Source organism: Sphingomonas prati (assembly GCF_014643515.1).
GTDB lineage: Bacteria > Pseudomonadota > Alphaproteobacteria > Sphingomonadales > Sphingomonadaceae > Sphingomonas_R > Sphingomonas_R prati.
Genome location: NZ_BMJP01000007.1, coordinates 43210 through 69234, shown reverse-complemented (window position 1 = coordinate 69234; position 26025 = coordinate 43210). Strand labels below are relative to the sequence as shown.

Sequence of the window (26025 nt, the reverse complement as noted above, 5' to 3'; positions counted from 1 at the left end):
ACACGAACGACAGAGATTGGGCGTTTGCGGACGGGCGGCTTTCGGGTGTCCGCATTACCGCTCGCAAATGTGGAGTTTGGTGGCTAGCGGACACTCCGCCGCAATGGCGCGAACACACGGAAAGCTCGGCTCAGCAGGTAGAAGCCAGCTGACACGCCGGAACTGAGGCTGAACGCTACCAATGCTAACTCCAGATCATGCTGGACAACGTACCATAAGAAGAAAATGGGTGGTGCCACCGCCCAATAAGATAATAAGCTATTGATAGTGCCAAAATATTTCTCGTCGAGAGATGCCTTGGGGTTTACAGCTTTGAGTGTCAGGCGGACAATCAGCGTCGCGAACACGATGGTCGTAATGAAGTATGCTCCGGCTAGCCACGTCAGATCACCGCCATTTTCACCTATTACGTAAACGCGTGTGGCGGCACCGAGGGTGATGAGCGCGTAGGCAAGTTTCAGCGAGGCCGTCGTCATTGAGCTATTGAGCATCAACGCCGGATGTCTGCAACTGGGCGCTAACGGACAGTCCGCTTTCGGACCCTGCTCGACCGTGTCGCGCAAGTCCTGAGTTTCGGACGTCTCGAATGTCCCCACTTTTGCAACAGTGCATGGGGCCAAGTAGTGGACTGCGAGAGGACTTTTCTAGCGGGCTGCCCGCTAGATGCTCTCTCGCAAACGATGGTATTTTGAGAAAGTCAGCGGTGCTGTTCCCAGCTGGCAGGTGGCAGGCCGAACATACCTCAGTATGCGTGCCGTGGCGCAAGCTCGTTAAGATCGCAGAATGTTCGCATCCCAAGCGTTCAGAGCTTGTGTCACACCGGCATCGAGGTCTTTGGTCGGAACGCCATCTCGGGCCTGAATAGACAAACCAACCAAAAGCCCTTCGAACAAAGTGGCCAACCCAGCCGGATTTGTCTCACGCCGCAACGTGCCATCTGCGATCGCGGCGTCGACACAGGCTAGGATCGCCTTGCGGTTCGCCTCTCGCTCAGCGCTCGTCAGCGCCTGAACCGACGCTCCTCCTTCGGAGCCAATGATACTCGAAAGTGCGACCATGCAGCCGGTCGGATGCGTAGGATCGGTTTGCATCTCCGCCGAGCGGCGTAAGGCTTGCTCGATCCGCTGACGTGGGGTCAGGCGTTGATCGCGTAATGCCGACATGACCGTGCCATGTGTGGCGAGATAACTGTTTAGCGCAGTGCGATACAGGGCCTCCTTGGAGCCGAACGCGGCATAGAAACTCGCCGACGAAATATCGCCCATCGACCGGCGAAGCTGCTCCAGCGACACGCCTTCGAAGCCATGCTCCCAAAACAGGTGCATTGCCTGTGTAACCGCTTCGTCACGGTCAAAGCCGCGCGGACGTCCGGTACGGGCCATATCAAGCTCCTTTGCTAATTCTGGATTATCTGATCCAGAAGTCATTGACAACCAGTTCGGGCACGCCCTACTTATGGACTATCCAATCCATAAGTAGGGCGTGTAATGACAGATCCAATACCCGCGCGCGAGGAAGGCGAGCGCGACCAACTGCCGATCTCTGCGCTTTTGGCACTCGCCATGACCGGCTTCACCGCCATCCTGACGGAAACCCTACCGGCTGGCTTGCTGCCGCGTATCTCGGAGGGTCTCGGCGTTTCCGAAGCTCTGGCCGGGCAGACCGTCACCGCCTATGCGGCGGGGTCGCTCATCGCCGCGATACCGTTGACCGCTTGGACGCAAGGCTGGCGGCGCAAGCCGACACTGTTGGCGGCGATCATCGGCTTCCTCATCTTCAACACCATCACCGCCATGTCCGGCAATTACTGGCTGACGCTGGTCGTGCGTTTCCTTGCGGGCGTAGCGGCCGGCCTCGCCTGGGGTATCCTGGCCGGCTATGCGCGCCGGATGGTGGTGGGCCGGCTCAAGGGCAAGGCGCTGGCGATCGCCATGGTCGGGACGCCGATCGCACTGTCGCTCGGCGTACCGGCAGGGGCCTTTCTCGGGGCGACCGTGGGCTGGCGTGCGGCGTTCTTTGCGATGTCGGGAACGACTGTCCTGCTGATTGCCTGGGTGCTGTGGGCGGTGCCTGACTTCGCAGGCCAGTCGGTGCACCGGCGGCTGTCGATCGGCACCGTCTTCACGACCCCCGGCATCCGCCCGATCCTCGCAACGATCTTCGCCTGGATGACCGCACACAATATCCTCTACACCTATGTCGCGCCGTTTTCCGTTCTGTCGGGCCTGCAAGGACGGGTCGATCTGCTGCTGCTTACCTTCGGCGGTGCGGCACTTGCCGGTATTTGGGTGACAGGGCTGCTGGTCGATCGGATGTTGCGCCGCCTGGTGCTGGTCAGCTTGATTGCTTTCGCAGGCGTGGCGCTGGCCTTCGCCCTCTTCGCTACGGTTCCCGCGGTGGTGATCGCCGGTATCCTCCTGTGGGGCCTGTCGTTTGGGGGCGCTGCGACGCAACTTCAGACGGCGTCGGCTGATGCGGCTGGCGATGGCGTCGATTTGGCCAACGCCATGATCACCACGGTTTGGAACAGTGCGATCGCCGCGGGCGGGATCATTGGCGGCCTGCTTCTCAATCAATCGGGTGCGGGCGCCTTCTCCTGGGCGGTGCTCGTGCTCTCGCTGATCGCCCTCTTCATTGCTTTCGGCGCGCGCCGGCACGGCTTCACGCCCGGCCCACGCGCACACGCGTAACCCTAGTATCAACGAGAAGGACTATTCGATGTTCACTACACTATTAAAGCAAGTGGCCCTGGGGCTCGCGCTGACGGCCACTGGCGCCAGCGTCGCGCCCGCCGCACTTGCGGCACCCGCACCCGCACCCGCACCCGCCGTTAGAGAGGAGTTTCCTGCGCCCGCCGGATTTACTCCCGGCTACGCAGAGGTCGACGGGGTAAAGCTGCATTACCTTAAGGGTGGTGCAGGACCGCTCGTGCTGCTCGTCCATGGCTTCGGGCAAAGTTGGTACGAATGGCATCAGCTAATGCCGCTTCTAGCCAAGACCCACACGGTCGTGGCGGTGGACCTGCCGGCGCTTGGCCTGTCCGGCGTACCCAAATCCTATGCGGGGCAAGATGTCGCACCGCTGCTGTACCAATTCGCGAAGCAATTCAGCCCGAACGCGCCGTTCGATCTCGTCGCGCACGACATCGGCATCTGGAACACCTATCCAATGGCTGTCGAGCATCAGGCCGACATTCGTCGGCTCGTCTACATGGAAGCGCCGATCCCCGATGAACGGCTCTACCAATTCCCTGCCTTCACGCCCCAAGGAGAGTCGCTGGTTTGGCATTTCAGCTTTTTCGCAGCTGGGAACCAGCTTCCCGAAACGCTCGTCACCGGACACGAGCGCTTCTTCATCGAGCATTTTATCAAGGAGCATGCCACAAACAAGAACGTGTTCACGCCCGCGCTGCTCGACATGTACGGTCGGTCCTATGCCAAGCCCCAGACGCTGCATGGCAGCTTCGAATATTACCGAGCGCTCAATGAAACCGCTCGCCGCAACAAGCCATTAAGCGCGACCAAGCTGACAATGCCGGTACTAGCCATCGGTGGCGGTGGCCATGGCGGCATGGGCAAGCTCCAAGGCGAACAGTTAAGTGAGTATGCCATCAATGTGACGAAGAAGGTTCTGCCTGATTGTGGACACTGGCTCCCCGAGGAGTGCTCGGCAGCGCTCAATCCTATTGTCGTGAATTTCCTTACAGCCAATTAACGACTACGTACCGGCAGCTTTATACTCCACCATCAATAAATAGCTGCCGGACTTGTGGTATCGATTATTGACTTTCACCAACGGCTTTACGCAGCGGTCATCAAGTGCATTCTAAAGCAATGGGCTATGATGGCGAGGTCAGCGGGGCTTGGCGGTCATTCCGGCCTTCCCACAAACGAACGTTGAATGGGAATCCTGCCTTTGGACCACCGCAAAGGTCCACTCGTTTTCTCGAAACCTGTTCCCGATTACACTTTCTCGAAACTGCCCATCAGACACGGAGAAACGAGAAAGCGATCACGTCGCATATGTCCTGAATTTTGCGACAGCGTGAGTCGGGCGGCTGGTCCCCCTTGGCGAGGCTGTCGCGAATGTCGTTCGCGAAACGCACGAGATTCAAAGCACTTTCGCGACACCATGACTGCGAACTTGGTAAAGGCGTTCACATCAGGAGGCTCACTGTTCTAGTCGATAATAAGAGGGTACCGTCAGTGAAAGTATATGCTGACAGGCCGCCCAGTTGAACTACTTCATTCGGTCGATCGACGTTGGTTGCCGGTATATCGAACAGGCTCCAGGCCGAGTCTCGAGCCTGATCGGACAGATCGCAGAGGTTGCTCGATCGCTTTATACATTATCGTCGCAAGCTAACGATGGCACCGTCGAGCAGTCGGAACCGAGTTCTACAGCGGTCAAATCCTGTCCCCGCAACCAACGCTATAGAACTACAAACGCCGCCCCTCGGGGCGGCGTTGTCGTTTGTGGCAAAGGTGACGAGATCCGCCATCTTTGAGACGACCTATGCCTCGGGTCCGCCCTTGGAGTCCGGGTAGATCGTGACACTCTCGATGAGCGTTGCCAGCGTCTTCGCGGCTTCAACACGGACGCTCTCATCGTTCAACGCTTCGCGCAGATTGGCAACCTTCGTCTTGAACAGGCCGACGACGGCCGAGTGGGAGAACTCGGTGTTTGGTTGCACTCGAACCTCCACCTGTTTTGAACCCAACCGCCGATCCAGACGATCCTCTTCGGCCTCACGATCAGCAAGGAGTGTCAGCAGGGTAGGGCTAACCACCGCCCTCAGCATGTTCGCCGCCAGGGTCTTGATCGCGCTCTGAACAACAGCGAGCTGGTCCAGATCAAAACGGTTTTCGTCGACGCTGCCGGCCGAGAGCCGGGCCATCTCGCGCACGAACTCTGCCGCGATTATCTCCGTATGCTCTTCGGTCAGAAGGCCGTGGTGTAAGACCGCAAGTGTCGCTGTTTCGAACGGCCCCTTGCGGACGGATAGGGTGTTCGAGCAGGTTCCGCGCTCCTTCTTGCCGATACACCGATAATAGTCCTCGTCGCTGATCACGTAAATTACGCCGCAGCAGCTGGACTTGATGAGCCCGCTAAGCAGGTATTTCTGACGGGGTGGCCGGCCGGGGAAGCGCTGCTCAGATCTTGCCTGCGACGTTCGACCTCATCTGCGGTTGCTTCCCAGTCAACCTCATCAACGATGCGAAGATCATGCACGGGCACGTCTTCGCTGATGTTGGGAAGTCGGACAGGCTTCCCGTACACGCCTTTTCAGCCTAGACCACGCCATCCCCGGGGGGCCGCTGTTGCGCGGCTGAGAGGTGGGCAGCAGCCCATGACCCGCTGAACCTGATCCGGTTGATACCGGCGTAGGGAGGGTTGGCGGCACTCCCGTCGTCCCTCCGTGTGGAGTGGACCCGAGACGATGCCGTTTGTGATTTCGCGTGATGGATACAGGCTTCGGTGCAGCGCATTGGCGCTGGCGACGGGGTTGCTGACGGTGCCCGGCGCTGGCTGGGCGCAAGCCGCGACCGATGGTGCCGCGGACATCAGCGTGACCGGCCACCGCGACCCGGAGGGGCTGTTGCCCGACCAGACGGATGCCAGGGCGGTCAGCGCGATTTCCGCCGACTTCATCGTGAAGCAGGCGCCCAGCCTGAATGCGTTTCAGCTCGTGAGCCTGCTGCCGGGTGCCAACGTCGCGTCGAGCGACCCCTATGGTCTTTCGACGAGTTCCAGCCTGACATTGCGCGGGCTGGGACAGGATCAGATCGGCGTGCTGCTGGAGGGGGCGCCGCAGAACGATATCGGCTATTATTACGCCTACCCGTCGCAGTTCGCCGATACCGAGAATCTGCGCCAGATCGCGCTTGCCCAGGGGGCGGTGGACATCGATTCACCGACGGTCGGCGGAGCGGGCGGGCTGCTGTCCTTGACGCTCGACGATCCGAAGGCGCAGCGGCAGGCGCTCGTCGACTTTTCGGTCGGCGCCTATGATCTGCGACGGGCGTTCGTCCGGGTCGATACGGGGACCATCGGCCAGACCGGGCTCAGGGCGTTCCTGTCCTATTCGAACACGCGGGCGAGCAACTGGCGCGGTCCGGGATATGACACGCGCCAGCATGTCGATGCCAAGCTGTTGCGCGAATGGGGCGACGGCAGCCGCGCCAGCCTGGCGCTGTCGTTCAACGACGCCAATTCGTCGAGCTATCCCAGCCCCACGCTGGCCGAGTGGCAGGCCGAGGGGCGCAAGTTCAACTATGCTGCAAGCTACGTTGCGGGCGGCATCGACTATTGGCGGCTCTACCGCGCGCCGTTCCGCAACCTGTATGCGTCGGCGCCGGTGCATGTGGTGCTCGGCGATGGGCTGACGCTCGACAGCACGACCTATCTGCAGTTCGGCTATGGCAATTCACCGTATGGCACCGAATTGGCGACCACCGGCAACTACCTCGGCAACGAGGAACTGGCGCAGCCTATCGTGTTGCCGGGCGCGGTCGATGGCATCGCCACGGTGCTGGGCAACTATACGGGTGATCAGACCCGCACCGGCAATGTCAGCAAGCTGACGCTGCAGGCCGGCGCGCACCGCGTCACCGCGGGTTTGTGGTTCGATTACGGGACGGACCGTGTCGCCCAATCCTACACCATGATCGATGCCAACGGGCGGCCGACCGATCGGTGGGGATATCGCGCCGAGGCGATCCGGACTGCGGACGGCCGCCTGCTCGCTTATGAGAACCAGCGCACCGTCACGGTGACGAAGGGGTTCTTCCTGGCGGACAGTTTCGCGGTCACGCCGCGCCTGACGGCGGATGTCGGCTTCAAGGGCGTCAACCTGCTGCGTCGTGGCCGCAACTACCTGCCCGGGCCGCAGACCCGGGTCAGGAGCGACAGCTTCGCGGCGCTGCCGCGGGCCGCGGTGCATTATGCAATCGACGATCGCCAGCAGCTGTTCGTCAACATCACGACCAATTTCCGGACGCCCAACGAGTTCACGCTGTATGACAGTTATTATGGCGGGGTGGTATCGACGCGCGGCACGAACGCGCTGAAGAACGAGTATTCGGTGTCGCAGGAGCTGGGCTACCGCTACATCGGACCCAGCCTGTCGGCATCGGTCACCGGTTTCCACTACAAGTTCCGCAACCGGCAGCTGGCGACCGTGGTGGATGTGGACGGCGCGCAGGTCAATTCGACGCTGAACGCCGGGGGGCAGACGTCCTACGGCATCGATGCCGAGATCGATTATCGTCCGGCACGCGGCGTCAGCGTCTATGTCTCCGGCGAGTATCTGCGCGCGCGGATCGACGATGACCTGCCGGTGGGCGGGGACTTTCTGCCGACGCGGGGAAAGCATGCGGTGTCCAGCCCGACGGTGCAGATCGGCGGCGGCGGAACCTATGACGACGGGTTCCTGTTCGGCAGCGTTGCCGGCAAATATGTCGGTCGCCAATATGCGACGTTCGTGAACGACGAAAGCATCAAGGGCTATGCGACGCTCGACCTGTCGGTCGGCGTGCATCTGGCGGACCGGCTCGACGGCAAGCGTACCGACCTGCGCATCAACGCGATCAACCTGACCGACGCGCATGTCCTGGCGGGCGTCCAGGCGGTCACCACCAATGCGCACGACGTCGTCGGGCGCGGCGGCACGATCATCGCGGGTGCGGCGCCGGCTTATTATATCGGTGGCGGTGCCGCGGTCGTCGCGACCGTGTCGCGCGGCTTTTGAGCGTGGCCACGGTTAGCGATACGATCGGCGGGCACCTGGTGCACGGGATGGGGATCGCCATGGAGGCGCCGACCTGGCCCGCCATTACCCCCGACGAGGCGGCCGCGGTGCTGGCGCGGTTTCCGACGGTTGGACGGATCGAAGGGTTGCGCTGGCATTCTCCGCGGCCATTTTCCGCCGCGACGTTGATCGATACGACGCACGGTGCAGTCGTGCTGAAGCGGCATGACCGACGGGTCCGTGACGTTGCGGGATTGGTGGAGGAGCATCGCTTCATCGCGCATCTGACGGAGGCGGGAACGCCGGTGCCGGCGGTGCTGCGTACGGCGGATGGCGCCAGCGTCGTCGCGCTGGGCGACTGGACCTATGAACTGCACGGGCAGGGGGCGGGGCACGACCTGTATCGCGACCGGCCGTCCTGGACGCCCTTTCGATCGCGCGACCATGCCTATGCCGCAGGCGTCGCGCTGGCCCGGCTGCATCAGGCGTCGGTCGGATATGACGCGCCCGCCCGTGGGGTCCAGCCGTTGGTCGCCAGCTTTGGGATCCTGCCGGTCGCGGATCCACTGGCCGCGGCCGAGGCCTATGTCGCTGCACGTCCGGCGCTTGGCGCATTCTTGGCTGGGCGCGCGTGGCGGCGGGAGCTGGCGGCGCTCTTCGCAGCGTCGGGGGTTGGTCTGGCCACGATCCTCGCCGATCAGCCGCCGCTTTGGACGCATAATGACTGGCATCCGTCGAACCTCTTGTGGTCGGACGATGGGACGGTCGAAACGGTGTTCGACTTCGGGCTGGCCGACCGCAGCTGCGCGGTTCACGACCTGGCCATCGCGATCGAACGGACGGCGATCGCGTGGCTGCGGCTGGGGCAGGGGGCGGACGATGCCATTGCCGACCCGCCGGCCGCGCGGTCGTTGATCGCGGGTTATGCGAGCGTCCTGCCGCTCGGGCCGGGCGCGATCGACGCGGTGGTCCGGCTACTGCCGTTGGTACACCTGGAATTCGCCATGTCCGAGGTCGCGTATTTCGCCGGTATCCTCGGCGATACCGCCTCGGCTTCGCTTGCCTGGGACGGGTATCTGCTCGGCCATGCGGACTGGTTCCGGTCGGCGCCGGGGCGGGACTTTCTCGCCCGGCTCGGCGCGGGCGGGGGTGCCCGATGACGGTGCTCGAGATCGCCGCCGTCGTGACCAGCTTCCTGGCGATCTGGCTGACAGCGCGGCGCAACATGCTGTGCTGGCCGCTGAACCTCGTCGCCTGCGGGCTGTATTTCAAGCTGTTCCTCGACGTGCGGCTCTATGCGGACATGATGCTGCAAGCGGCGTTCGCGGTCGCCATTCTCTACGGCTGGGTCGCCTGGGCGCGCGGCAGGCACGATACCGGCGCAGTCGTCGTGATGCCGCTGGGGCGTTCGCGGCTGGTGGCGGGGATCGCCGCGGGCGCGATCGGTGCGCTGGCGATCGGATGGTTCACCAGTCACCATACCGACGCGGCGTTGCCGTGGATGGACGCGACGCTGAGCAGCTTCAGCCTAGTCGCGCAATATTGGACGGCGCGTCGCCACCGTGAGAGCTGGCTGGTCTGGATCGCGGTGGACATCGCCTATGTCGGCATGTTCGTCGTTAAAGGGCTGATGCTGACGGCCGGACTCTACGCCGTGATGATCGGGCTGGCGATGATAGGTTACCGTGGGTGGCGGCAGGCGAGACATCTCAGTCCCGACGGCGTCAACCCCGATGGACGGGACCTGTAGGTTTACAGCATGTCGTTCCAGCTCAACGATGTTACCGGGGGTCCTCCCGTCGCTCGACGCCGCATAAGTAATAGCGAGTTGGACCTGCGCCAGGGGCTTGTTCGACCCACACAAGCGACCCTAAGCGCGTCAACAAGCGTCCGGTTTCAAGTGCCGGTCAGAGGCCTTATAACGTCTATTTCTGGGTCTTCGCTGCCGCTGGCGGTCGACATCGCAGCTGCGAAGACGACCTTTCTAGCTCACCTTGAACCGAGAAACTGTTACTTGCTTGGCACGACGTTCGCATGCCGCGCGAACCACTGTCAGGAGCCATGATCGCGGACGTACATGTTAGTGTGACGACGTAGTCCGAGAAGCCGCCCCTGGCGACTGCTCGGACTCATCAACTAACAGCGACTGAAGCCGATCAACGGGCAGGAACGAGATCCCCGACTGTTCAGGTTAGACCCGGCCGGTTGCGGATAAGCTGCAGTCTTCCGAGGCCTTGTCCGGAGAAACAGCGCTTATCCGCGCACCAACGTCGCTTACGTCGCCTGGTTGGACGAGATAGGCTTGTTCGTGATGTCGAAACGATCGGCATTCATGACCTTGACCCAGGCGCGAATGAAGTCACGCACGAACTTACCTTCGTGACCATTCTCGGCATAGACTTCGGCGGTCGCACGCAGTTGCGAGTTCGAACCGAAGATCAGATCGGTGCGCGTCGCCCGCCACTTCTCGTGGCGGCCGCCGCGATCGTAACCGATGAATTCCTCATCGCTCGACGTGTCGACCAGATCCCAGAACGTCTCGTTGTCGAGCAGGTTGACGAAGAAGTCGTTCGTCAGCTGCCCCTTCCGGTCGGTCAGCACGCCTTCGGGTGCATCGCCGAAGTTCGCGCCGAGGACACGCAGACCACCCACGAGGACGGTCATTTCCGGTGCGGACAACCCGAGGAGCGACGCCTTGTCCAGCAGCAACTCTTCGGTCTTCACCGGGTGACGGGTCTTCAGGTAGTTGCGGAACCCGTCGGCCTGCGGCTCCATCCACGCAAAGCTCTCGACCTCGGTCCACTCCTGCGTCGCATCGCCGCGTCCGCCCATGAACGGCACCGCAACGTCATGACCGGCATCGCGCGCGGCCTTCTCGACCGCCGCCGAACCGGCAAGCACGATCGCGTCGGCCAACGACATGTCACCGCGCAGTTCATTGAGCTTCGCCAGCACCTGACCCAGCTGTTCCGGCTCGTTGACCGGCCAGTCCTTCTGCGGTGCGAGCGCGATGCGTGCACCGTTCGCACCACCGCGGTGGTCAGACCGGCGGTAGCTCGACGCCGACGCCCAGGCGGTCTTGACCAGCTGCCCGATCGTCAGTCCGCTTGCCAGCACGGCGTCCTTGAACGCCGCGATGTCCGCGTCCGACGGCTGCACGCCCTCGGGTACCGGATCCTGCCAGATCAGCGTTTCCTCGGGAACTTCCGGCCCAAGGTAGCGGATCTTGGGACCCATGTCGCGGTGCGTCAGCTTGAACCAGGCGCGCGCAAACGCGTCGTCGAGCACCGACTGATCGTCGCGGAAGCGGAGTGCGATCTCGCGGAACTCGGGGTCCATCTTCAGCGCCATGTCGGCAGTGGTCATCATCGTCGGCACGCGCTTGTTCGGGTCGCGCGCGTCGGGTGCCATGTCCTCCGGTGCTGGGTTGACCGGCTGCCACTGCTTCGCGCCGGCCGGGCTCTCGGTCAGCTCATAATCGTACTTGAAGAGCAGGCGGAGATAGTCGCCGGTCCACTTCGTCGGGTTGTTCGACCAGGCGCCCTCGATGCCCGAGGTCGTGATATGACCCAGGCCGATCTCCTCGCTGTCGGTCAGCCAGCCCAGACCCTGCGCATGCACGGCCTCAGACGACGGGCTCTTGAAGTGCGGCGCCGACTTTGCACCGTGCGACTTGCCGAAGGCATGGCCGCCCGCGGTCAGCGCAACGGTTTCCTCCGAATTCATCGCCATCCGCTGGAACGTCGCCTTCATGTCGCGCGCCGAGCCAAGCGGATCGGGATCACCGCCCGGGCCTTCCGGATTGACGTAGATGAGCCCCATCTGGATCGCCGCGAGCGGCCCTTCCAGCTCGGGCATATCCTCGCTGAGGCGCGTCTGTGCGCCTTCGTTGACCCAGATCTCCTCGGCGCCCCAGAACGTGTCGCCTTCGGACGCGAAAACGTCCTTGCGGCCGCCGGCGAAGCCGAACACCGGTCCGCCCATGCTTTCGATGGCGACGTTGCCAGCCAGGATGAACAGGTCGGCCCAGCTGATGTTCTTGCCGTACTTCTGCTTGAGCGGCCACAGCAGGCGGCGCGCCTTGTCGAGGTTGCCGTTGTCCGGCCAGGAGTTGAGCGGCTCGAACCGCTGCTGACCCGAGGACGACCCGCCGCGACCGTCGGTCACCCGGTAGGTTCCGGCAGCGTGCCATGCCATGCGGATCATGAACGGGCCGTAGTGGCCGTAGTCCGCGGGCCACCAGGACTTGCTGTCCGTCATAAGCGCGGTCAGGTCCGCCTTCAGCGCGGCATAGTCCAGCGCCTGGAACGCTTCGGCGTAATCATACTCGTCGCCCATGGGGTCGGGCGAGACACCATGCTGGTGAAGCATGTCGATCGGCAGCGCATCGGGCCACCAATCCTTGTTCGTGCGGCCCAGCAGCGAGCGGGCCTTGACCTCGCCGCCACCTTGCGGACTCATTGGGCAACCGCTCTCGCGAGGCTTGTCGTAATCGGCCATCTCGGCGTCCTCTCGATTGGTAACAATTCCACTGCCAAGGGTGGGCGTCCAACCGTCGTCTGTCCAATCGATTATACGGGATAGGCCGATCAGGTCGGTCGATCAGAGAGTGCGCGTTAAAGGAACGATAGAGCCAGGCGCGAGTGCGATAGCGGCCAGCTCCGTGAAACCGCGACTCTCACTTCTAAAAACATGTTCTCGTTCGGGTTCTGCGAAGTCCGCCTGCTCGGCTTGCGGGTTGGGCCCGATGAATGAACGTTCGAAGGCGGGAGCCCGTAAGGCGCCGGGAGTGGCAACCTGTCGGTCAAATACGACCATAAATTGGCAGGCCGAGCCTGTCACTCGGCGTTGTGCTCCGTGACATGGTGCGGATCGTCGCTAGGTACATCGTTACCCGTGCCGCCGTCTCCAAGCCCGCGCCGCCATCCATCGCCTGCGATCGCGCGAGCAGGCACCCGGCGCGCAAAAACCTTCCATGGAATACTCGAAGGTCGGGTAGCGTCCCCACCCTTTTCGCTTGCCGATCATCCCGCAAACCGAAAGGAGAGTAGCATGAAAATCCAAGCTGCCGTCCTGCGTGCGCGTGGCGCCGTTCCACTATATGCGGCTAGCAGGCCGCTTCATAGTGAAACGCTCGATCTCGATCCGCCGGGAAAGGGCGAAGCGCTTGTCCGCATCGCCGCGGCGGGAGCTGTGCCATTCCGATCTTTCGGTGATCAACGGCGATCGTCCGCGCCCACTACCAATGGCGCTCGGTCATGAAGCTGCCGGAATCGTCGAAGAGCTCGGCGAGGATGTGAACGATCTTACGGTCGGCGATCATGTCGTGATGGTGTTCATGCCGAGCTGCGGACATTGCCTGCCCCTGCGCCGAAGGACGTCCGGCTTTATGCGCGCCGGGTGCGGCGGCGAATGGCGCGGGAACGTTGCTTGGTGATGGCGTGCGGCTGCATGGCGAGGGCGGTGCTGTCCATCACCATCTCGGCGTTTCCCCCTTCGCGGGCCATGCCGTCGTCTCGCGGCGTTCACTGGTCAAGGTGGACAAGGGATTGCCGTTGCACGAAGCAGCATAAATGGCGTGGAGGAACAGCAGCGCGGCCATCGACAGCGCGCACCAGAACAACGCCCACGCAAGCAGGCCCGGATCGTAGACGAGCGCGGCGGCGAACAGCGCCGCGTCGGCAAGTGCGATCCAGGCGCGGCGATTGCGGCGGACATCCGGTCGGCCGAGCAGCACACCACCGATCCACGCGACCGCGAAGCCGCCAATGACCGCGCCCGGGAAATCAATGGGGAACAGCGCATCAAACAGCGCGACCAGCGCGGTGGCGATCGCGCCCTTGTATCAAAATACGAACCGCATTCCGCGTCACTTCATAAGGGGAAATCGACGTAGTTGGGCGGCGTCGAGGACGGATGGGGCGGCTGCGGATTTCTAGCGCGCGTGGTGTGCGGTCTTTGTGCAGCGCGACCGATCGAATGAGGGCGGCCGAGCATCCACGGTTTGGTCCAGTTGGCGCGGAAGTTGAGCTTTCGCGAGACTGTCCCGCACAGCATAGAAGGGTCATGGCCAACCACGTCTTCTACAGCTTCCGTCGCTGCCCATATGCCATGCGGGCCAGATTAGCGTTGGCCGTTGGTGGGGTTCCTTACGAGCTTCGCGAGGTCCGGCTGTCCAACAAGCCTTCAGAATTGCTGACCATTTCGGCAAAAGGCACGGTTCCCGTACTCCAAACCGCGGATGGAGTGGTGATCGGGGAAAGTCTCGCCATTATGCGTTGGGCGCTCGAGGATCGAGATCCTCAGGGTTGGCTCTTACGGGACGATCCCACACTCATTGCCACCAATGACGGCATGTTCAAGCGCGAGCTGGATCGGTATAAATATCCTGCCCGTCATGGTTCCGCGCCCGCTTGGCATCGCGACAACGGCCTTCGCTTCCTGCAAGAGCTTGAAGCAAGGATTGCGGTTGCCGGCCAGCTTTGCGGCGCAGTGCAGGGGCTTGCGGACGCCGCCATCATGCCGTTCGTCAGGCAGTTTGCAGGCGTCGATCAAGACTGGTTCGCCGCGCAGCCGCTTCCTTGTCTCAAAGCATGGCTCGCAAAACACATCGCGTCGGAACTGTTCGCCAGGATCATGTATCGCGTTGCTCCCTGGTCTCCGGGAGACACACCCACCATCGTGGCCGGCTCCTTGCATGATTGAGCGTTGGTCGATCCAAGATGATTAAAATCGTCATCAGACTTGGATGAACGGACGTCGGATTTCGTAAGTTGCTAATAGCCCTTGAACGTCCGTATCTGGGTCTGCTCCGCTATCACAGCCAGCCGTTTCCCCTAGCAATCCGACCGGCCTCGATGCGGTTGCTCGCGCCAAGCTTGGCGGCCGCATCGGACAAGTAGTTGCGGACCGTCCCGGGGGAGAGCGCGAGGCGGACGCCGATCTCGCGGTTGGGGAGGCCTTCCTCGGCCAGGCGGAGCGCGTCGCGTTCGCGGTCGGTCAGCGGATCATCGCCGATTTCCCATGCGGCGGCGGCCAGATCGGCAGCGATCGCACGGCCGCCCGCCGCGACGGTCCGGATCGCGGTGGCGAGCTGTTCGACCGGCGTATCCTTGAGCAGGTAGCCGCGCACCCCGGCGGCGCGTGCGCGCGCGAGGTAGCCGGGGCGGGCGAAGGTGGTGACGATGACGACGCGGGTGGCGAGTTGTTCGGCGGCGATCCGGGCGGCAACGTCGATCCCGCCGCGCCCCGGCATCTCGATGTCGGTCAGCAGGATATCGGGGGTGAGGTCGCGCACGAGCGCCAGAGCAGTATCGCCGTCGACCGCGCGACCGGCGATGGTCATGTCGGGTTCGAAGCCAAGCAGGGCGGCGATCGCACCGAGGACGAGCGCCTGATCCTCCGCGATGACGATCCGGATCATGCGGTCGCTGCCGGCACATGCGCGACGAGGCGTGTGCCAGGTGTCAGCATATGGATCGAGAATGTCCCGCCAGCCGCCGACAGGCGCTGTCGCATACCGGTCAGGCCGTGGCCTTCGCGGAACGAGCCGCCGCGCCCATCGTCGGCGACAGCCAGGCCGGCGGTGGCCGTATCGGTCGTGAATTCGATGCGGCAGGTGCGCGCATCGGAATGGCGGATCACATTCGTCACGGCCTCCCGCAAGGTCATGGCCAGCACAGCGCCGGCATTGACGGGGATCGCCTCGATATCGCCGGTCAGCGTCGCGGTGATGCCGGCGGCCTCCAGCGCACCGCGCGAGGATTCCGCTTCGTGGCGCAGGCTGTCGCCTGCGGTGCCCGACAGCGCGGCGCGAACCTCGGCGAGGCCGGTGCGCGCGATGTCGGCGACGGCGCGCATCTCCGCCTCCGCAGCGGGGGTGTCACCGGGCACGAGCTTGACCGCGAGGTCGGCGCGCAGGGCGATCAGCGTCAGCGTGCGGCCGACGACATCGTGCAGGTCGCGCGCCATGCGTTCGCGCTCCGCGGTGCCGGCCAAGCGACGGACTTCCTCCTGCGACGCGAGCAATGCCCGGGTACGGTCGTAGAAGGCCTCGCGCGAAAAATTGCCGAAGCCCGTCAGGAGAAGCAGCAACACGCCGGGCAGCCAAGAGACCAGGGCTTGCTCCCATGCAATGCCCGCCGCGGCGGTGATCGCGGCGATGCCGAGGATCGCCAGGACCGCGGCGCGAGGCGGCTGGAGGTAACCCACCATCGCGGCGGCGTAGATTGAGAAGACTGTCCAGCTCCCGCCGAACGGCGCGAGCATCAGGCCGATGACCAGGATCACCGCAGCGGCAGTCGCCTGCTGGCGGCCACGCCGCCGGAAGCCGTACAGATAGACAGGCAGGAACAGTGCGATGCCAATGATCGAGATCGCCACGCCCGTCGGGGTCGGTGGCTGCCAGAGCCAGGGCATCGCGTAAAAGGGCAGATAGGCGAGCCACGGCAGCGGCCCTTCGATCCAGCTTCTATGCGGTGGGGTTGGCATGGCGCCGACGTCGCGCGACATGGGGGCGGCCGTCAAGCGGGGCTCCGCCGCCAGCCGGTCCAGGCCCATCCTGAGGCGGCCAGCGTCATGGCGAGCGCGACCACCAGATGGACGGCCGGGCTGCCAATTGTGTCGGCGCCTACAATGGCGCGCGCCAGCTGGCCGAGATGGTAGGAGGGCGCGAACTGGCCGACCGCCTGCATCCAGCCGGGCAGCATCGTCGAGGGGACCCAAAGCCCGCCCAGCACGGCGGACCCGAGGAACAACGCGTTGGCGACGGCGACCGCGCCCTTGCCGCTCATCCGCATGCCGAGGCCGAGGCCGATCAGCCCGAACGGGAGGGTCGAGGCGAGATGGAGCGCGATTAGCAACAGCCATTGTCCGGCCGAAAGCCTCACGCCGGCCAGGATCGCTGCGAGATAAATGATCGCGATCGCGGCGGCGGTCGCGGCGAGTGCGGCGACCAGCTTGGCGGCGACGAACGCGTCGGCGGGCAGCGGGGAAACGCGCTTGAGTTCGATCAGGCCCTGCTCGCGCTCCATTGCGACACCCGCGCCGAAGCCGAAGAGCGCCGGGCCAATCGCGGCGAACACGCCGTAGCCTGCCAGGCTGGCGGCAGCGACGGCGGGCGATGGCGTGCGACTGATCGCCAGTGTAAACAGCGCGTAGAAGGCGGCGGGGGTCAGGACCGTGGGCAGCAGGAATTGCGGCAGCCGCCACGAACGCTTGAGTTCGGCGACGGCCTCGCGCCGCCAGATGCCGGTGGGGAGGGCGGCGGCAGTCATGCGGCGATCCTCCGGTCCGGGCCGAGCAGGGCGGCGATAGCGTCTTCGAGCGCCGCATCCGCGATGCGGAGATCGGCGAGGTTCGGGTCGGCGCTGCACAGCGCGCGGACGGTGGCGACCGCGTCGCCGGTAATGATGCGCTGGTCAGTCCCGTCCGGGCCGGCCTCGCGTACCGCGGGCAGCGCGAGCAGAAGGGCGGGGGGTAGCATGGTGCGGCAGCGGACGACCGATCCGCCGGCCCGCGCGCGGAGTGCGGCGGGGCTGTCATCCGCGACGATCCGGCCACGGTCCATGACGAGCACGCGGTCGGCGAGCGCGTCCGCCTCGGCCAGGTCGTGGGTGGTCAGCAGGATCGCGGTTCCGTCATCGGCGGCGGCGCGGACCGTGGCCCAGAGCGCCTGTCGCGATACGCGGTCCAGTGCCGCAGTTGGTTCGTCGAGGACGAGCAGCGCGGGTCGGCCGCAGATCGCCAGTCTATAATGGACGCGCCGTGCCTGCCCGCCGGACAGCGCCCCGCAGCGTCGCTTCGCCAAATCGGACAGGCCGGCGATCGCCAGCGTTTCGGCAACGGGGCGCGGATTGGGATAGTAGCCGGATTGCAGCGTCACGAGTTCGAACACGGTCATGACGTCGGGCAGCCCCGCGGATTGCAGCATGACGCCCATCCGGCTGCGCGCCGCCGGGCGGGTCGGGTCGAGCCCGAACAGGCGAACGGTCCCGGTATCCGGTTGCAGCCGCCCGGTGAGCAGCCCCACGCTGGTCGTCTTGCCCGCACCGTTCGGGCCGAGCAGTGCGGTGACTTCGCCAGCGCGGATCTTGAGTGTGAGGCCGTCGAGCACGGGCTTGCCGGCGAGCCGTTTTGACACCTTCGCCAGTGTCGCAATGGCGGAAAGATCGTCCTGCATTTCGTTGCGCTCCCCTATCGTGTCGACTGGGTCATGCAGGACGCGGCGGGCGGGATGCAGTGTCGGCTGTCATCCCGGCCGGGTGACATTTGTCAGGCGAGGGCCGCCGCGACGTTGGTAACGCAACGGGAGTCGCTTGACGCACGCGGCGGGAGGCAGACCGACGCGATCGACCCGGCTAACCCGCAATCCCTCCGTCGGGCCCGGACGGCGGACAGTCGACCGACCGGATCTTTACAAATGTAGATGGCGGCAAAGGCGAGATTAACGAGTGGCCGGCTTCTAGAGGGGCCAATTTAACGGCGAAGACCAAATGAGGGTCAGACGCGACCAAGGCCTTTCTCAGAATCTGACCAACAACGGGTTCACATTTCGGGCACTCTTGCAACGCGATATGTCTTGGTCTTCGGTGCGGTTAGCCGTTTGGGATCCGGTTTAGCTGGAACCGAACCGGACTGTGTCGACCTTCGTTAGGCGCAGTTGCGAAACTGCTAAGTTTCGGACGTCTCGAATGTCGGCACTTTTGCGACAGCGTCATCGTGCCAGGTGGTGGACTGCGAGGAGATTTTTCAAAGCGAGCGGCCCGATGGGCACCTTCCCGAAAACGATCGTTGATCGGGGAGGCATTGGCCTTCCCAGAAGCCGTCAATTATCGAGAACGCGAACTCCGTTTGCGGGGTTCTCGCGGTAATGCTGAAGCCGCGATTGAAGCGATCCAACATGAATTCCCAGCTTATGACCATCGGGATCGAGGAAATATGTCGAGGCTCCCTCGCTCCTGTCCTGCTGCCAAATCCCGCACTCGGCGTTCAGGCGGGCGCTCAGGCTCGTCGAATCAGCTTCTTCGACGGCAAAGACGATATGGCTGTAATTGGGATGCGGTGAGGATCGGGCCTGCGCATTGAGCGACAAGCAAAGCCACAACGAACCTGCTTCCAGATAAGCGCCCTCCGACCATAACGCTCGCGCCTCAAAGCCTAAGACACGCGATAGAAGGTCAGCGAACGCTTCATGTCGCTTACGGCCAACGTGATGTGGTTGATCCCTGTTACGTGCATTAGCGAGCACCTCCCCGGGCAAGCTACCTGATCCGTGCTTCGTTTCTACAAGCGAACGCTTAGCGGGAACGCCGTTGGTCCCACGACCCATCGCGTTCGGGGCGCTCTGAAGTTCGGTGCGACATGGGGGGCGAGAATGCTGCGACAATTTGGTGAAGAAATATGGACGGCTGATGGGCCAACCGTTTCCGTCGCTGGCTTCGCTTATCCAACACCGATGCGTTGAATGGCGCGTCATCGGCGGTTGCGGGCGCTGACTATCGAAAAAGTGGCGATCAGCTGCCCTAGACCCTGAGAAACGACGCCGTCTGAAAGCTTAGGCGTGTTGCCCAAGTACGCTGACGACCGCGCGACGCGCTTCCTCGAGTACCGCCGCGACCCTGCTGACGCGGGCAGTGCCGACCCGATAAACCAATAGTACGTCGACAGGTGGCGATCGCCAGTCAGGAAGAACGTGCACGAGCCGTCGGTTCAGCAGATCGTCGCGCACCATGAAATCTGGAACCATCGTGATTCCGTGACCCGCCCGGACCAGCCGCAGCAACGCATCGAAGTCGCGCACGGAGATCTTCGCGGCGCGATCCAGCGTGACCTGCTCTCCGGAGCCGTCCGTCTTGCACAGCTGCCAGTCGATGTGCGTCGACTTTCCCGAGAAGGCCAGCAACGGTGTTGTGTCCAGCTTGGTGATCTCGGATGGCACGACGGTAAAGGCTGAGGAACAAACGAGAATGCGCGCGAAGGATCCGACCGCGTCCGCAACCAAGCCATCGTCGCTGACCCGCCCGACCCTGACTGCGAAATCGAACGCGGGATCCTGGACGTCGTCGAAATCGTAGCTGGGGTGGACGATGAGCGCGATATCGGGATAGCGTTCCGCCAGCGCCGGGACGAGGTGCTCGAGCAGCGCTCCGCCGAGCGCCGGCGGCACCGCAATCCGCACCGTGCCGCGCGGCGCTGTTCGCGCTCTGAGTGTTTCATCGAGCAGGTGATCGGCCTCGGCCAGGATCGACTGGATGCGGGGCAAAAGCTGCTCGCCCTCACGGGTCAGCGCAATGCGACGGGAAGTTCGTTCGAGAAGGCGAACGCCGAGCCGTGCCTCCAGCCGCGTTAGCTGCACCGAAATCGTCGATTTGGACAAGCCGTGCATACGCGCGGCGGCAGTGATCCCGCCATGTCGAACGACGCTCGCGAACGCGCGAAGGTCATGCAGGTCGATGGTTTGCTTTTCTTGAACCATATGTTCAGTTCTGGGCCGCTGTTTACCTAATGGCAACCTGACTACGTCCCGTCCGCAGTCCATGGAAGGGAATTGACGATGGCTAGGATCCTGATGACCGGCACCAGCGGTGCTTTCGGCATGTTGGCGGCGCGAGGCGCGCTGGCGGCGGGCCACCAACTGGCTGCGGCCATGCGCGAACCCGACGGGCGAAACGCCCACGCGGCAAGCACACTTCGCGCGCTTGGCGCCACGGTGGTCGAGATCGACGTAACCGATGATGACAGTGTTGCCCGTGGCACGGAAGCCGCGCTCGCGGTTTTGGGCGGGCTCGAGGTGCTCGCCAATATTGCAGGCGTGGGGACACACGGGTTGAGCGAGGGCTACAGCTCAGCGCAATTGATGCGCTTGTTTGATCTCAACGTGGTTGGCGTGCACCGCATGATGCGCGCCGTACTCCCCACGTTGCGGGCGCAGCAAACGGGGCTCGTCATCAACATCTCGAGTCTGCTGGGACGGCTGTCCTTGCCATTCTACGGCCCTTACAGCGCCACCAAGTTCGCGCTTGAGAGCCTGAGCGATGCCTATCGCGTGGAGGTTTCGCAGTTCGGCGTAGACGTCGTTCTGGTCGAGCCGGGCGGTTTCAAGACCACCTGGATCGAAGCGCTGGTGCGTCCCGAAGATACCGAGCGCTTGTCAGGATATGGCCCGGCCGCGGATGCGCCAGCGCAGACCCTGGCGCAAGTCGAAGCGATGCTCGACACCAAGCCCGAACAGGATCCGGCCAAGGTGGCCGACGCAATCCTGGCGCTGGTCGATACGCCCGCAGGCGAGCGGCCCCATCGGACGGTGGTAGATTTTATCGGCATGTCTGAGCCCGTCGGCATGATGAACGATCTGGCGGCTCAGGCAACGGCTGGTGTCTACCAAGCCTTTGGAAGTGAAGACCTGCTGAAACTGAAAGTCCGATAGCGATTTCGAAGGGGGGCCGCTGATATGCCGGCGGCTCCAACGACGGACGTTAGGATCATGCAGATGTTTTGATCCTAGCGTTCGTTCGGGCCGCAGATGACCGCGGTATGATAGTCAAGACTTAATTTGACGGCGATCATGTCATTGGCAAGCCGCTCTCCAGGGCAAATGCCCGCGTCGCATCCCGCCGCGACGATGATGGCAGACAATTGTCAAAACGTTCAAACTAAGTGTCCGCAGACGTTCCGGCGTTCCCGGAAACGTTAGTATTCCGGGAACGCACTGTTGCTCGCTTTTCACGAGGTTCGGCGAGGCGCTACGGCGCAGAAGGGCTGACAAGTTGCGATCCAGCGTCGCGACATCATGTCTTGATGAAGGCCAGCAGGTCGGGATTGATAATGTCAGGGTGCGTGGTGGCCATCCCGTGAGGCAAACCAGGATATGTTTTCAAGCTACCCTTCCGCAGCAACTTGATGGCTTTACGCGCCGAATCGGCAATCGGGACGATCTGATCGTCCTCACCGTGCAGGACCAGGACCGGCACTTCGATCGCACGCAGATCATCAGTGAAGTCGGTTTCGGAAAACGCCTTGATGCAATCATATTGCGGCTTGGCACCACCAGTCATGCCCTGCCGCCACCAATTGTCGATCAAACCCTGGCTGACCTTCGCTCCGGGGCGGTTGAAGCCGAAGAAGGGACCTGCGGGTACGTCAATGTAGAATTGTGCTCGGTTGGCGACGAGTGCCGCGCGAAAGCCGTCGAACACCGACATCGGCAACCCTTCCGGGTTCGCTACGGTCTTTAGCATGATTGGCGGCACCGCGCCGATGAGCACCGCCTTTGCGACGCGGCCTTTTTCGGCACGCGCAACATAGCGGGCCACCTCGCCACCACCTGTCGAGTGTCCGATGTGAACGGCATCGCGCAAGTTCAACGAGATCGTGAGTGCTGCGACATCGTCGGCATAGGTGTCCATCTCGTTGCCGGTGTCCGTCTGGTCGGATCGGCCATGCCCACGTCGATCGTGTGCTATGACCCGATATCCAAGACCAAGAAAATACAGCATTTGGTTGTCCCAATCGTCGGAACTGAGCGGCCAGCCGTGATGAAAGACGATGGGCTGCGCCGTCTTCGGCCCCCAGTCCTTGTAGAAGATCTGGGTGCCGTCCTTGGTCGTGATGAAGCCTGTGCTCATGGAAGAGTCTCCGGTGTGAAGGATTGCTTGTGCGAATGCGTCGGAAGGCAGGGCCAAAGCGGCGAGGACCGACGTAGTCCCGATCAGCAGATTACGCCGCGTCGCTACGGGCCAAATGGCATCGGGTCGGGTCAATCGAACCTCACTTATCTGGTTGCGACGACGCAACTCGCGTCGTGCGGTGGATATGGACATTTCGCGGTAAATGAGGCGTGGCATTTATGACATTGAGCGAGCCGAAAGTGACAAATGCCTTCAAACGATACCGACGTTGCCGAGGTGGCGTTGCTGATCTACCCGGACTGCCAGTTGGCCGCCGTTTACGGCCTGACAGACCTGTTTCGTATCGCAGGCGAATGCGCAGCGCGCGAACTGGAGCAGAAGCCGCTTCGCACTGTCCGCGTGTCACACTGGCGCGTGGAGGAACCGGATGTCGTGTGCGTGTGGGACAGTCGTCCCAGTAAGCCGCATCGGATCAGCCACGCGATTGCGCCGCCGAGCCTCGTCATGCCGGAATCGATGCAGCTCATGACGACGGCTTCGAATTGGATGGCCGCACGACATGCCGATGGCGGTATCTTGTGTTCGGTGTGCGCCGGCGCTTTCGTGCTGGCCGAGACCGGGCTGATCGACCATCGGCGTGCCACAACGCACTGGGCCTTCGCAGAGGCGCTCGCGCGGCGGTTTCCGAACGTCAGGGTGGCCACCCAGAACATGGTCATCGACGACGGCGATATTCTGACCGCCGGCGGCATCCTGGCGTGGACCGATCTGGGGCTGACGCTCGTCGCAAAGCTGCTCGGGCAAGGCGTCATGCTCGCAACCGCGCGCTTTCTGCTTGTCGATCCGCCCCGCCGCGATCAGCGGGCGTTCTCCTCCTTCGTTCCGGTCTTCGATCATGGCGACGCAGCCGTCCTGACGGTGCAGCACCATATTCATGCCGATTGCGCCGACACCCGCTCGATCACGGACCTGGCTGCAGTAGCCGGTCTTACGGAGCGGACCTTTCTGAGGCGGTTCTCGAAGGCCACGGGCCTGCGACCGAAGGAGTATCAGCAACAGCTTCGCGTCATGAAAGCACGCGATGCTCTCGAACTCACAAAACAGGCCGTGGATCAGATCGGGTGGTCGGTCGGTTACGCCGATCCCGCCGCATTTCGGCGTCTGTTTCGCAGAACCACCGGCTTATCGCCGGCACAATATCGCGAGCGTTTCAGCGTTCGGATCAAAGCCGCGGGTGAAGGTGAAGGTAAGGATTAGGCCAACGTGGATGCCTCTCCGTCCAAGCAACTTTTCTGAAAAGGAAGATCGATCAAGACAGCCGGGGAGGGGAGAACCTCCCTGCATAGAATGTTGCCGTTCTTGCGAGAGTGTCATGGCGGCAGATGGTGGATTGCCAGAAGACTTTTGGAGGTGAGATGCCCGATAGAGGCCTTCTCACAAACGATGGACTAGCGGGAGAGCCTCGGCCGTCCTTGGTGTCACGGGGTGGGCCAGCCCGGGCTAGATTCATGTCAGCACAACTGCACCCGGGCTGACGCCGAAGGCGCGTTTGAAGGCTTGGCCGAACGCGCTCTGCGAGCCGTAGCCCGCGTCGCTCGCTACCGCGCCAATGTTCCTGCCACCGCGCAGCATCGCAGCGCGCGCAACCGTCAGTCTCCACGTACGGACATAGGCGAGCGGTGTGTAGCCAACCCTGCGAGCGAACGCAGCGGCAAAGGCGGCGCGCGACATACCTGCTACGCCAGCAAGAGTGGCAACGGTCCAAGGCCGCGCGACATCGGCATGGATGGCGCGAAGCGCGCGGCCAAGCCGATCGTCTGACAACGCACCGAGCCAGCCGATCCCGGTACCATCCCTGCGTGCAGCGCAGGCGCGTATCGCCTCGACCAGCAGCACGTCGGCAAGCCGTGCGCTGACGACTTCGCCGCCAACCTCGTCCCGCTCGATCTCGGCGCCGAGCAGTGCCAGGATCGTCGCCACGCTCGACGAACCCGCAGCCTCTTTCGGCACCATCATGAAGTCTGGAAGCACGTCGAGTAAGAAATCGGCGAGCCCGGGGGCGACGGTGACAGTTCCGCCGATCGCGACGATATCGGCACCGCCAATTCGGGCAACGTCGCCATGCTCGAAAAAGGGTTGACCGTCGACCGGCTCGACATCAGGCGCACTCGCCGTTCGATAGGCTGTGCGACCAATCAGGCAGACATCGCCTTCGTTGAGCTGGTGCGCCACGCCTCCGGGAAGCAGCAGCCACTGACTGCCACGCAGCATGGCGACGAACTTCAATCGCTCGACCGCCGGAAATTCGAGCGCCCACCGTCCCGCCGCCTCCATCCTCGTTTGGCGCCCCATCCGCGCACCGAGCACGTCGAGAATGTTTGAGAGGGGATCGCCGGCCATATTAGACGCTCGCTACAAGGATGTAGACGTTCTAGGATAGATCGTCTCGTTATCATTGCCTAGATCTTCTGACGAACGAAGGAGACGAGCAATGAGAAACGAAAGTAAAGTTGTCGCCATTCCGGGTGCGAGCGGCGGCATCGGCCGCGCCACGGCCAAGCTGCTCGCAGGACATGGCATGACGGTGGTCCTGGGCGGGCGCGATGAACAGGCGCTGGCCTCGTTGGCCGCGGACATCGCGGCGTCTGGCGGCACGGCGATCTGCAAGCCGATCGATGTCCGGCGTCGGAGCGATCTGGAAGAATTCGTCGCCGTTGCGGTCAGTCAGGGCGGAAGGCTGGACACGCTCGTCAACGCCGCCGGGATCGGGCCGATCTCGCGCTTCGACGCGCTGCGCGTCGACGATTGGGATGCGATGATCGACGTCAATCTTCGCGGTACGCTCTACGGCATCGCCGCGGCGCTCCCGGTATTTGCCCGACAGGAAAGCGGCCACATCATCAACATCGTGTCGGTGGCGGGCATCCAGATGTCGCCGATGATGGGCGTCTACGCGGCGACCAAGAACGCGGTCCGCACCGCGACCGAAATCCTGCGCCAGGAAGCCGGACCCAACCTCCGCGTAACGGAGATCTCACCAGGCGTCATCGCAACCGACTTCATGGACGGCATCACCGACGAGGCCGCGAAGGCAGCGGTGTCCGACCGGCTCGGCGCGATCGCGATCCCACCCGAGGCGATCGCCCGCGGCATTCTCTACGCCATCGAGCAGCCTGCAGACGTCGATGTTGGAAGCATCGTGATCCGCCCGACGGCTCAAAGTTGAAGGTCAACCGCTCCGATCTGCAACGGCAATCCTGACAGCCGGACAGACCCCCGGGGGGGGGGCTGTCTAAGCTTAGCCGTTTTCCCCAAAACTTCGTTTCCGATTGGCCTTTGACGAAATGGGCTGCTGACGACTGAGAGGTGGGAGTGCGAGCGCATCGCGAATAGTCTAAGTTTCGAACGTCTCGAATATCGGGACTTATGCGACAGCGTTATGCCCAAAGTAGTGGTGAGCGAAACAGCCGCTTTGGAGCATCAAACCAATGCCGGCTGAATTCAATCCGGAGGGTCAGGCATCGAGGGTTTGCTCACCCGGAGAGCAATCGAGCATGGTTCGACCTGAACGCTCGTTCTTGAAGCGGACAGCCATCCTGTCACACATTGCGTTACGCCGCACATGGTGGAGGATCAGGTATTTTCAAA

22 protein-coding genes, 1 pseudogene and 1 riboswitch are annotated in these 26025 nt (G+C 63.1%); of the genes and pseudogenes, 10 read left to right on the top strand and 13 right to left on the bottom strand.

Annotated features, from left to right (window positions below):
• Window positions 1–83 precede the first annotated feature (83 nt).
• Together IEX50_RS16285 and IEX50_RS16280 are read right to left on the bottom strand one after the other, a co-directional pair.
• Window positions 84–563, bottom strand: a complete 480-nt coding sequence (locus IEX50_RS16285; protein ID WP_157177818.1) for a hypothetical protein — start codon at window positions 561–563, stop codon at window positions 84–86.
• 207 nt (window positions 564–770) lie between these two features.
• Window positions 771–1382 (bottom strand): TetR/AcrR family transcriptional regulator, encoded by a 612-nt coding sequence (locus IEX50_RS16280; RefSeq protein WP_157177819.1) that lies wholly within the window; start codon window positions 1380–1382, stop codon window positions 771–773.
• A 105-nt stretch (window positions 1383–1487) separates the two neighbouring features.
• On the opposite strand from IEX50_RS16280, the gene IEX50_RS16275 reads away from it, so the two are divergent.
• Entirely contained in the window at window positions 1488–2690 is a 1203-nt protein-coding gene (locus IEX50_RS16275; protein ID WP_157177820.1) for an MFS transporter, read from the top strand.
• Between the two features lie 28 nt (window positions 2691–2718).
• Window positions 2719–3714 carry an alpha/beta fold hydrolase gene (locus IEX50_RS16270; RefSeq protein ID WP_157177821.1) on the top strand — a complete coding sequence of 332 codons (996 nt, stop codon included), beginning with the start codon at window positions 2719–2721 and terminating at the stop codon, window positions 3712–3714.
• Window positions 3715–4513: 799 nt separating this feature from the next.
• On the opposite strand, the gene IEX50_RS16265 is transcribed toward IEX50_RS16270, so the two are convergent.
• On the bottom strand, window positions 4514–5116 hold the full coding sequence (locus IEX50_RS16265; RefSeq protein WP_221237666.1) for a recombinase zinc ribbon domain-containing protein: 603 nt from the start codon (window positions 5114–5116) through the stop codon (window positions 4514–4516).
• A 182-nt stretch (window positions 5117–5298) separates the two neighbouring features.
• Window positions 5299–5408, top strand: a riboswitch (TPP riboswitch).
• A 32-nt stretch (window positions 5409–5440) separates the two neighbouring features.
• Between IEX50_RS16265 and IEX50_RS16260 the strand changes: the two genes are divergently transcribed.
• The 3 genes from IEX50_RS16260 to pnuC are packed head-to-tail and all read left to right on the top strand — an operon-like array spanning window position 5441 to window position 9500.
• The gene (locus IEX50_RS16260) at window positions 5441–7750 is read left to right on the top strand and encodes a TonB-dependent receptor (protein ID WP_157177823.1); all 2310 of its coding nucleotides are present in this window, start codon (window positions 5441–5443) and stop codon (window positions 7748–7750) included.
• A 47-nt stretch (window positions 7751–7797) separates the two neighbouring features.
• The gene (locus IEX50_RS16255) at window positions 7798–8910 is read left to right on the top strand and encodes a phosphotransferase enzyme family protein (protein ID WP_157177861.1); all 1113 of its coding nucleotides are present in this window, start codon (window positions 7798–7800) and stop codon (window positions 8908–8910) included.
• The gene (pnuC, locus tag IEX50_RS16250) at window positions 8907–9500 is read left to right on the top strand and encodes a nicotinamide riboside transporter PnuC (RefSeq protein WP_157177824.1); all 594 of its coding nucleotides are present in this window, start codon (window positions 8907–8909) and stop codon (window positions 9498–9500) included. The genes IEX50_RS16255 and pnuC overlap by 4 nt, the downstream gene beginning before the upstream one ends.
• Before the next feature lie 524 nt (window positions 9501–10024).
• Here the strand turns inward: pnuC and katG are convergent.
• Complete coding sequence (katG, locus tag IEX50_RS16245) at window positions 10025–12211, bottom strand: catalase/peroxidase HPI (RefSeq protein ID WP_229674126.1); 2187 nt, start codon at window positions 12209–12211, stop codon at window positions 10025–10027.
• 622 nt (window positions 12212–12833) lie between these two features.
• Here katG and IEX50_RS16240 point away from each other — a divergent pair.
• Window positions 12834–13187: an alcohol dehydrogenase catalytic domain-containing protein gene (locus tag IEX50_RS16240; protein ID WP_229674125.1), complete on the top strand. Its 354-nt coding sequence runs from the start codon at window positions 12834–12836 to the stop codon at window positions 13185–13187.
• 36 nt (window positions 13188–13223) lie between these two features.
• Here the strand turns inward: IEX50_RS16240 and IEX50_RS17580 are convergent, their stop codons facing one another.
• A complete protein-coding gene (locus IEX50_RS17580; RefSeq protein WP_229674123.1) occupies window positions 13224–13487 on the bottom strand; it encodes a hypothetical protein in 264 nt (87 codons plus the stop codon).
• Between the two features lie 329 nt (window positions 13488–13816).
• On the opposite strand from IEX50_RS17580, the gene IEX50_RS16230 reads away from it, so the two are divergent.
• Window positions 13817–14455: a glutathione S-transferase gene (locus tag IEX50_RS16230; protein ID WP_157177827.1), complete on the top strand. Its 639-nt coding sequence runs from the start codon at window positions 13817–13819 to the stop codon at window positions 14453–14455.
• Window positions 14456–14567: 112 nt separating this feature from the next.
• Here the strand turns inward: IEX50_RS16230 and IEX50_RS16225 are convergent, their stop codons facing one another.
• The 6 genes and pseudogenes from IEX50_RS16225 to IEX50_RS16200 form a co-directional block, all read right to left on the bottom strand.
• Complete coding sequence (locus IEX50_RS16225; RefSeq protein WP_157177828.1) at window positions 14568–15173, bottom strand: response regulator transcription factor; 606 nt, start codon at window positions 15171–15173, stop codon at window positions 14568–14570.
• The gene (locus IEX50_RS16220; RefSeq protein WP_198350728.1) at window positions 15170–16261 is read right to left on the bottom strand and encodes a sensor histidine kinase; all 1092 of its coding nucleotides are present in this window, start codon (window positions 16259–16261) and stop codon (window positions 15170–15172) included. Before IEX50_RS16220 ends, IEX50_RS16225 begins: the two co-directional genes overlap by 4 nt.
• Window positions 16262–16272: 11 nt before the next feature.
• Entirely contained in the window at window positions 16273–17025 is a 753-nt protein-coding gene (locus IEX50_RS16215; RefSeq protein WP_157177830.1) for an ABC transporter permease, read from the bottom strand.
• Window positions 17022–17930: an ABC transporter ATP-binding protein gene (locus IEX50_RS16210; protein ID WP_157177831.1), complete on the bottom strand. Its 909-nt coding sequence runs from the start codon at window positions 17928–17930 to the stop codon at window positions 17022–17024. The genes IEX50_RS16215 and IEX50_RS16210 overlap by 4 nt, the downstream gene beginning before the upstream one ends.
• Before the next feature lie 645 nt (window positions 17931–18575).
• Window positions 18576–18988, bottom strand: a pseudogene (locus IEX50_RS16205) (VOC family protein).
• Between the two features lie 316 nt (window positions 18989–19304).
• Window positions 19305–20225 carry a LysR family transcriptional regulator gene (locus IEX50_RS16200; RefSeq protein WP_184075338.1) on the bottom strand — a complete coding sequence of 307 codons (921 nt, stop codon included), beginning with the start codon at window positions 20223–20225 and terminating at the stop codon, window positions 19305–19307.
• 78 nt (window positions 20226–20303) lie between these two features.
• Here IEX50_RS16200 and IEX50_RS16195 point away from each other — a divergent pair, with 78 nt between their 5' ends.
• Window positions 20304–21176 (top strand): SDR family NAD(P)-dependent oxidoreductase, encoded by an 873-nt coding sequence (locus IEX50_RS16195; RefSeq protein WP_157177833.1) that lies wholly within the window; start codon window positions 20304–20306, stop codon window positions 21174–21176.
• Window positions 21177–21537: 361 nt separating this feature from the next.
• Here the strand turns inward: IEX50_RS16195 and IEX50_RS16190 are convergent, their stop codons facing one another.
• Complete coding sequence (locus IEX50_RS16190; protein ID WP_157177834.1) at window positions 21538–22374, bottom strand: alpha/beta fold hydrolase; 837 nt, start codon at window positions 22372–22374, stop codon at window positions 21538–21540.
• A gap of 279 nt (window positions 22375–22653) precedes the next feature.
• Between IEX50_RS16190 and IEX50_RS16185 the strand changes: the two genes are divergently transcribed.
• Window positions 22654–23634: a GlxA family transcriptional regulator gene (locus IEX50_RS16185; RefSeq protein WP_229674121.1), complete on the top strand. Its 981-nt coding sequence runs from the start codon at window positions 22654–22656 to the stop codon at window positions 23632–23634.
• Between the two features lie 249 nt (window positions 23635–23883).
• Here IEX50_RS16185 and IEX50_RS16180 read toward each other — a convergent pair whose 3' ends face one another.
• A complete protein-coding gene (locus IEX50_RS16180) occupies window positions 23884–24777 on the bottom strand; it encodes an AraC family transcriptional regulator (RefSeq protein WP_157177836.1) in 894 nt (297 codons plus the stop codon).
• 91 nt (window positions 24778–24868) lie between these two features.
• Here IEX50_RS16180 and IEX50_RS16175 point away from each other — a divergent pair, with 91 nt between their 5' ends.
• Window positions 24869–25603, top strand: a complete 735-nt coding sequence (locus IEX50_RS16175) for an SDR family oxidoreductase (protein WP_157177837.1) — start codon at window positions 24869–24871, stop codon at window positions 25601–25603.
• Window positions 25604–26025 lie beyond the last annotated feature (422 nt).

Coding starts and splice junctions, on each gene's coding strand:
- IEX50_RS16280 (WP_157177819.1), bottom strand. CDS start 1,382: ATGGCCCGTACCGGACGTCCGCGCGGCTTTGACCGTGACGAAGCGGTT.
- IEX50_RS16275 (WP_157177820.1), top strand. CDS start 1,488: ATGACAGATCCAATACCCGCGCGCGAGGAAGGCGAGCGCGACCAACTG.
- IEX50_RS16270 (WP_157177821.1), top strand. CDS start 2,719: ATGTTCACTACACTATTAAAGCAAGTGGCCCTGGGGCTCGCGCTGACG.
- IEX50_RS16260 (WP_157177823.1), top strand. CDS start 5,441: ATGCCGTTTGTGATTTCGCGTGATGGATACAGGCTTCGGTGCAGCGCA.
- IEX50_RS16255 (WP_157177861.1), top strand. CDS start 7,798: ATGGGGATCGCCATGGAGGCGCCGACCTGGCCCGCCATTACCCCCGAC.
- pnuC (WP_157177824.1), top strand. CDS start 8,907: ATGACGGTGCTCGAGATCGCCGCCGTCGTGACCAGCTTCCTGGCGATC.
- katG (WP_229674126.1), bottom strand. CDS start 12,211: ATGAGTCCGCAAGGTGGCGGCGAGGTCAAGGCCCGCTCGCTGCTGGGC.
- IEX50_RS16230 (WP_157177827.1), top strand. CDS start 13,817: ATGGCCAACCACGTCTTCTACAGCTTCCGTCGCTGCCCATATGCCATG.
- IEX50_RS16225 (WP_157177828.1), bottom strand. CDS start 15,173: ATGATCCGGATCGTCATCGCGGAGGATCAGGCGCTCGTCCTCGGTGCG.
- IEX50_RS16220 (WP_198350728.1), bottom strand. CDS start 16,261: ATGTCGCGCGACGTCGGCGCCATGCCAACCCCACCGCATAGAAGCTGG.
- IEX50_RS16215 (WP_157177830.1), bottom strand. CDS start 17,025: ATGACTGCCGCCGCCCTCCCCACCGGCATCTGGCGGCGCGAGGCCGTC.
- IEX50_RS16210 (WP_157177831.1), bottom strand. CDS start 17,930: ATGCAGGACGATCTTTCCGCCATTGCGACACTGGCGAAGGTGTCAAAA.
- IEX50_RS16200 (WP_184075338.1), bottom strand. CDS start 20,225: ATGGTTCAAGAAAAGCAAACCATCGACCTGCATGACCTTCGCGCGTTC.
- IEX50_RS16195 (WP_157177833.1), top strand. CDS start 20,304: ATGGCTAGGATCCTGATGACCGGCACCAGCGGTGCTTTCGGCATGTTG.
- IEX50_RS16190 (WP_157177834.1), bottom strand. CDS start 22,374: ATGAGCACAGGCTTCATCACGACCAAGGACGGCACCCAGATCTTCTAC.
- IEX50_RS16180 (WP_157177836.1), bottom strand. CDS start 24,777: ATGGCCGGCGATCCCCTCTCAAACATTCTCGACGTGCTCGGTGCGCGG.
- IEX50_RS16175 (WP_157177837.1), top strand. CDS start 24,869: ATGAGAAACGAAAGTAAAGTTGTCGCCATTCCGGGTGCGAGCGGCGGC.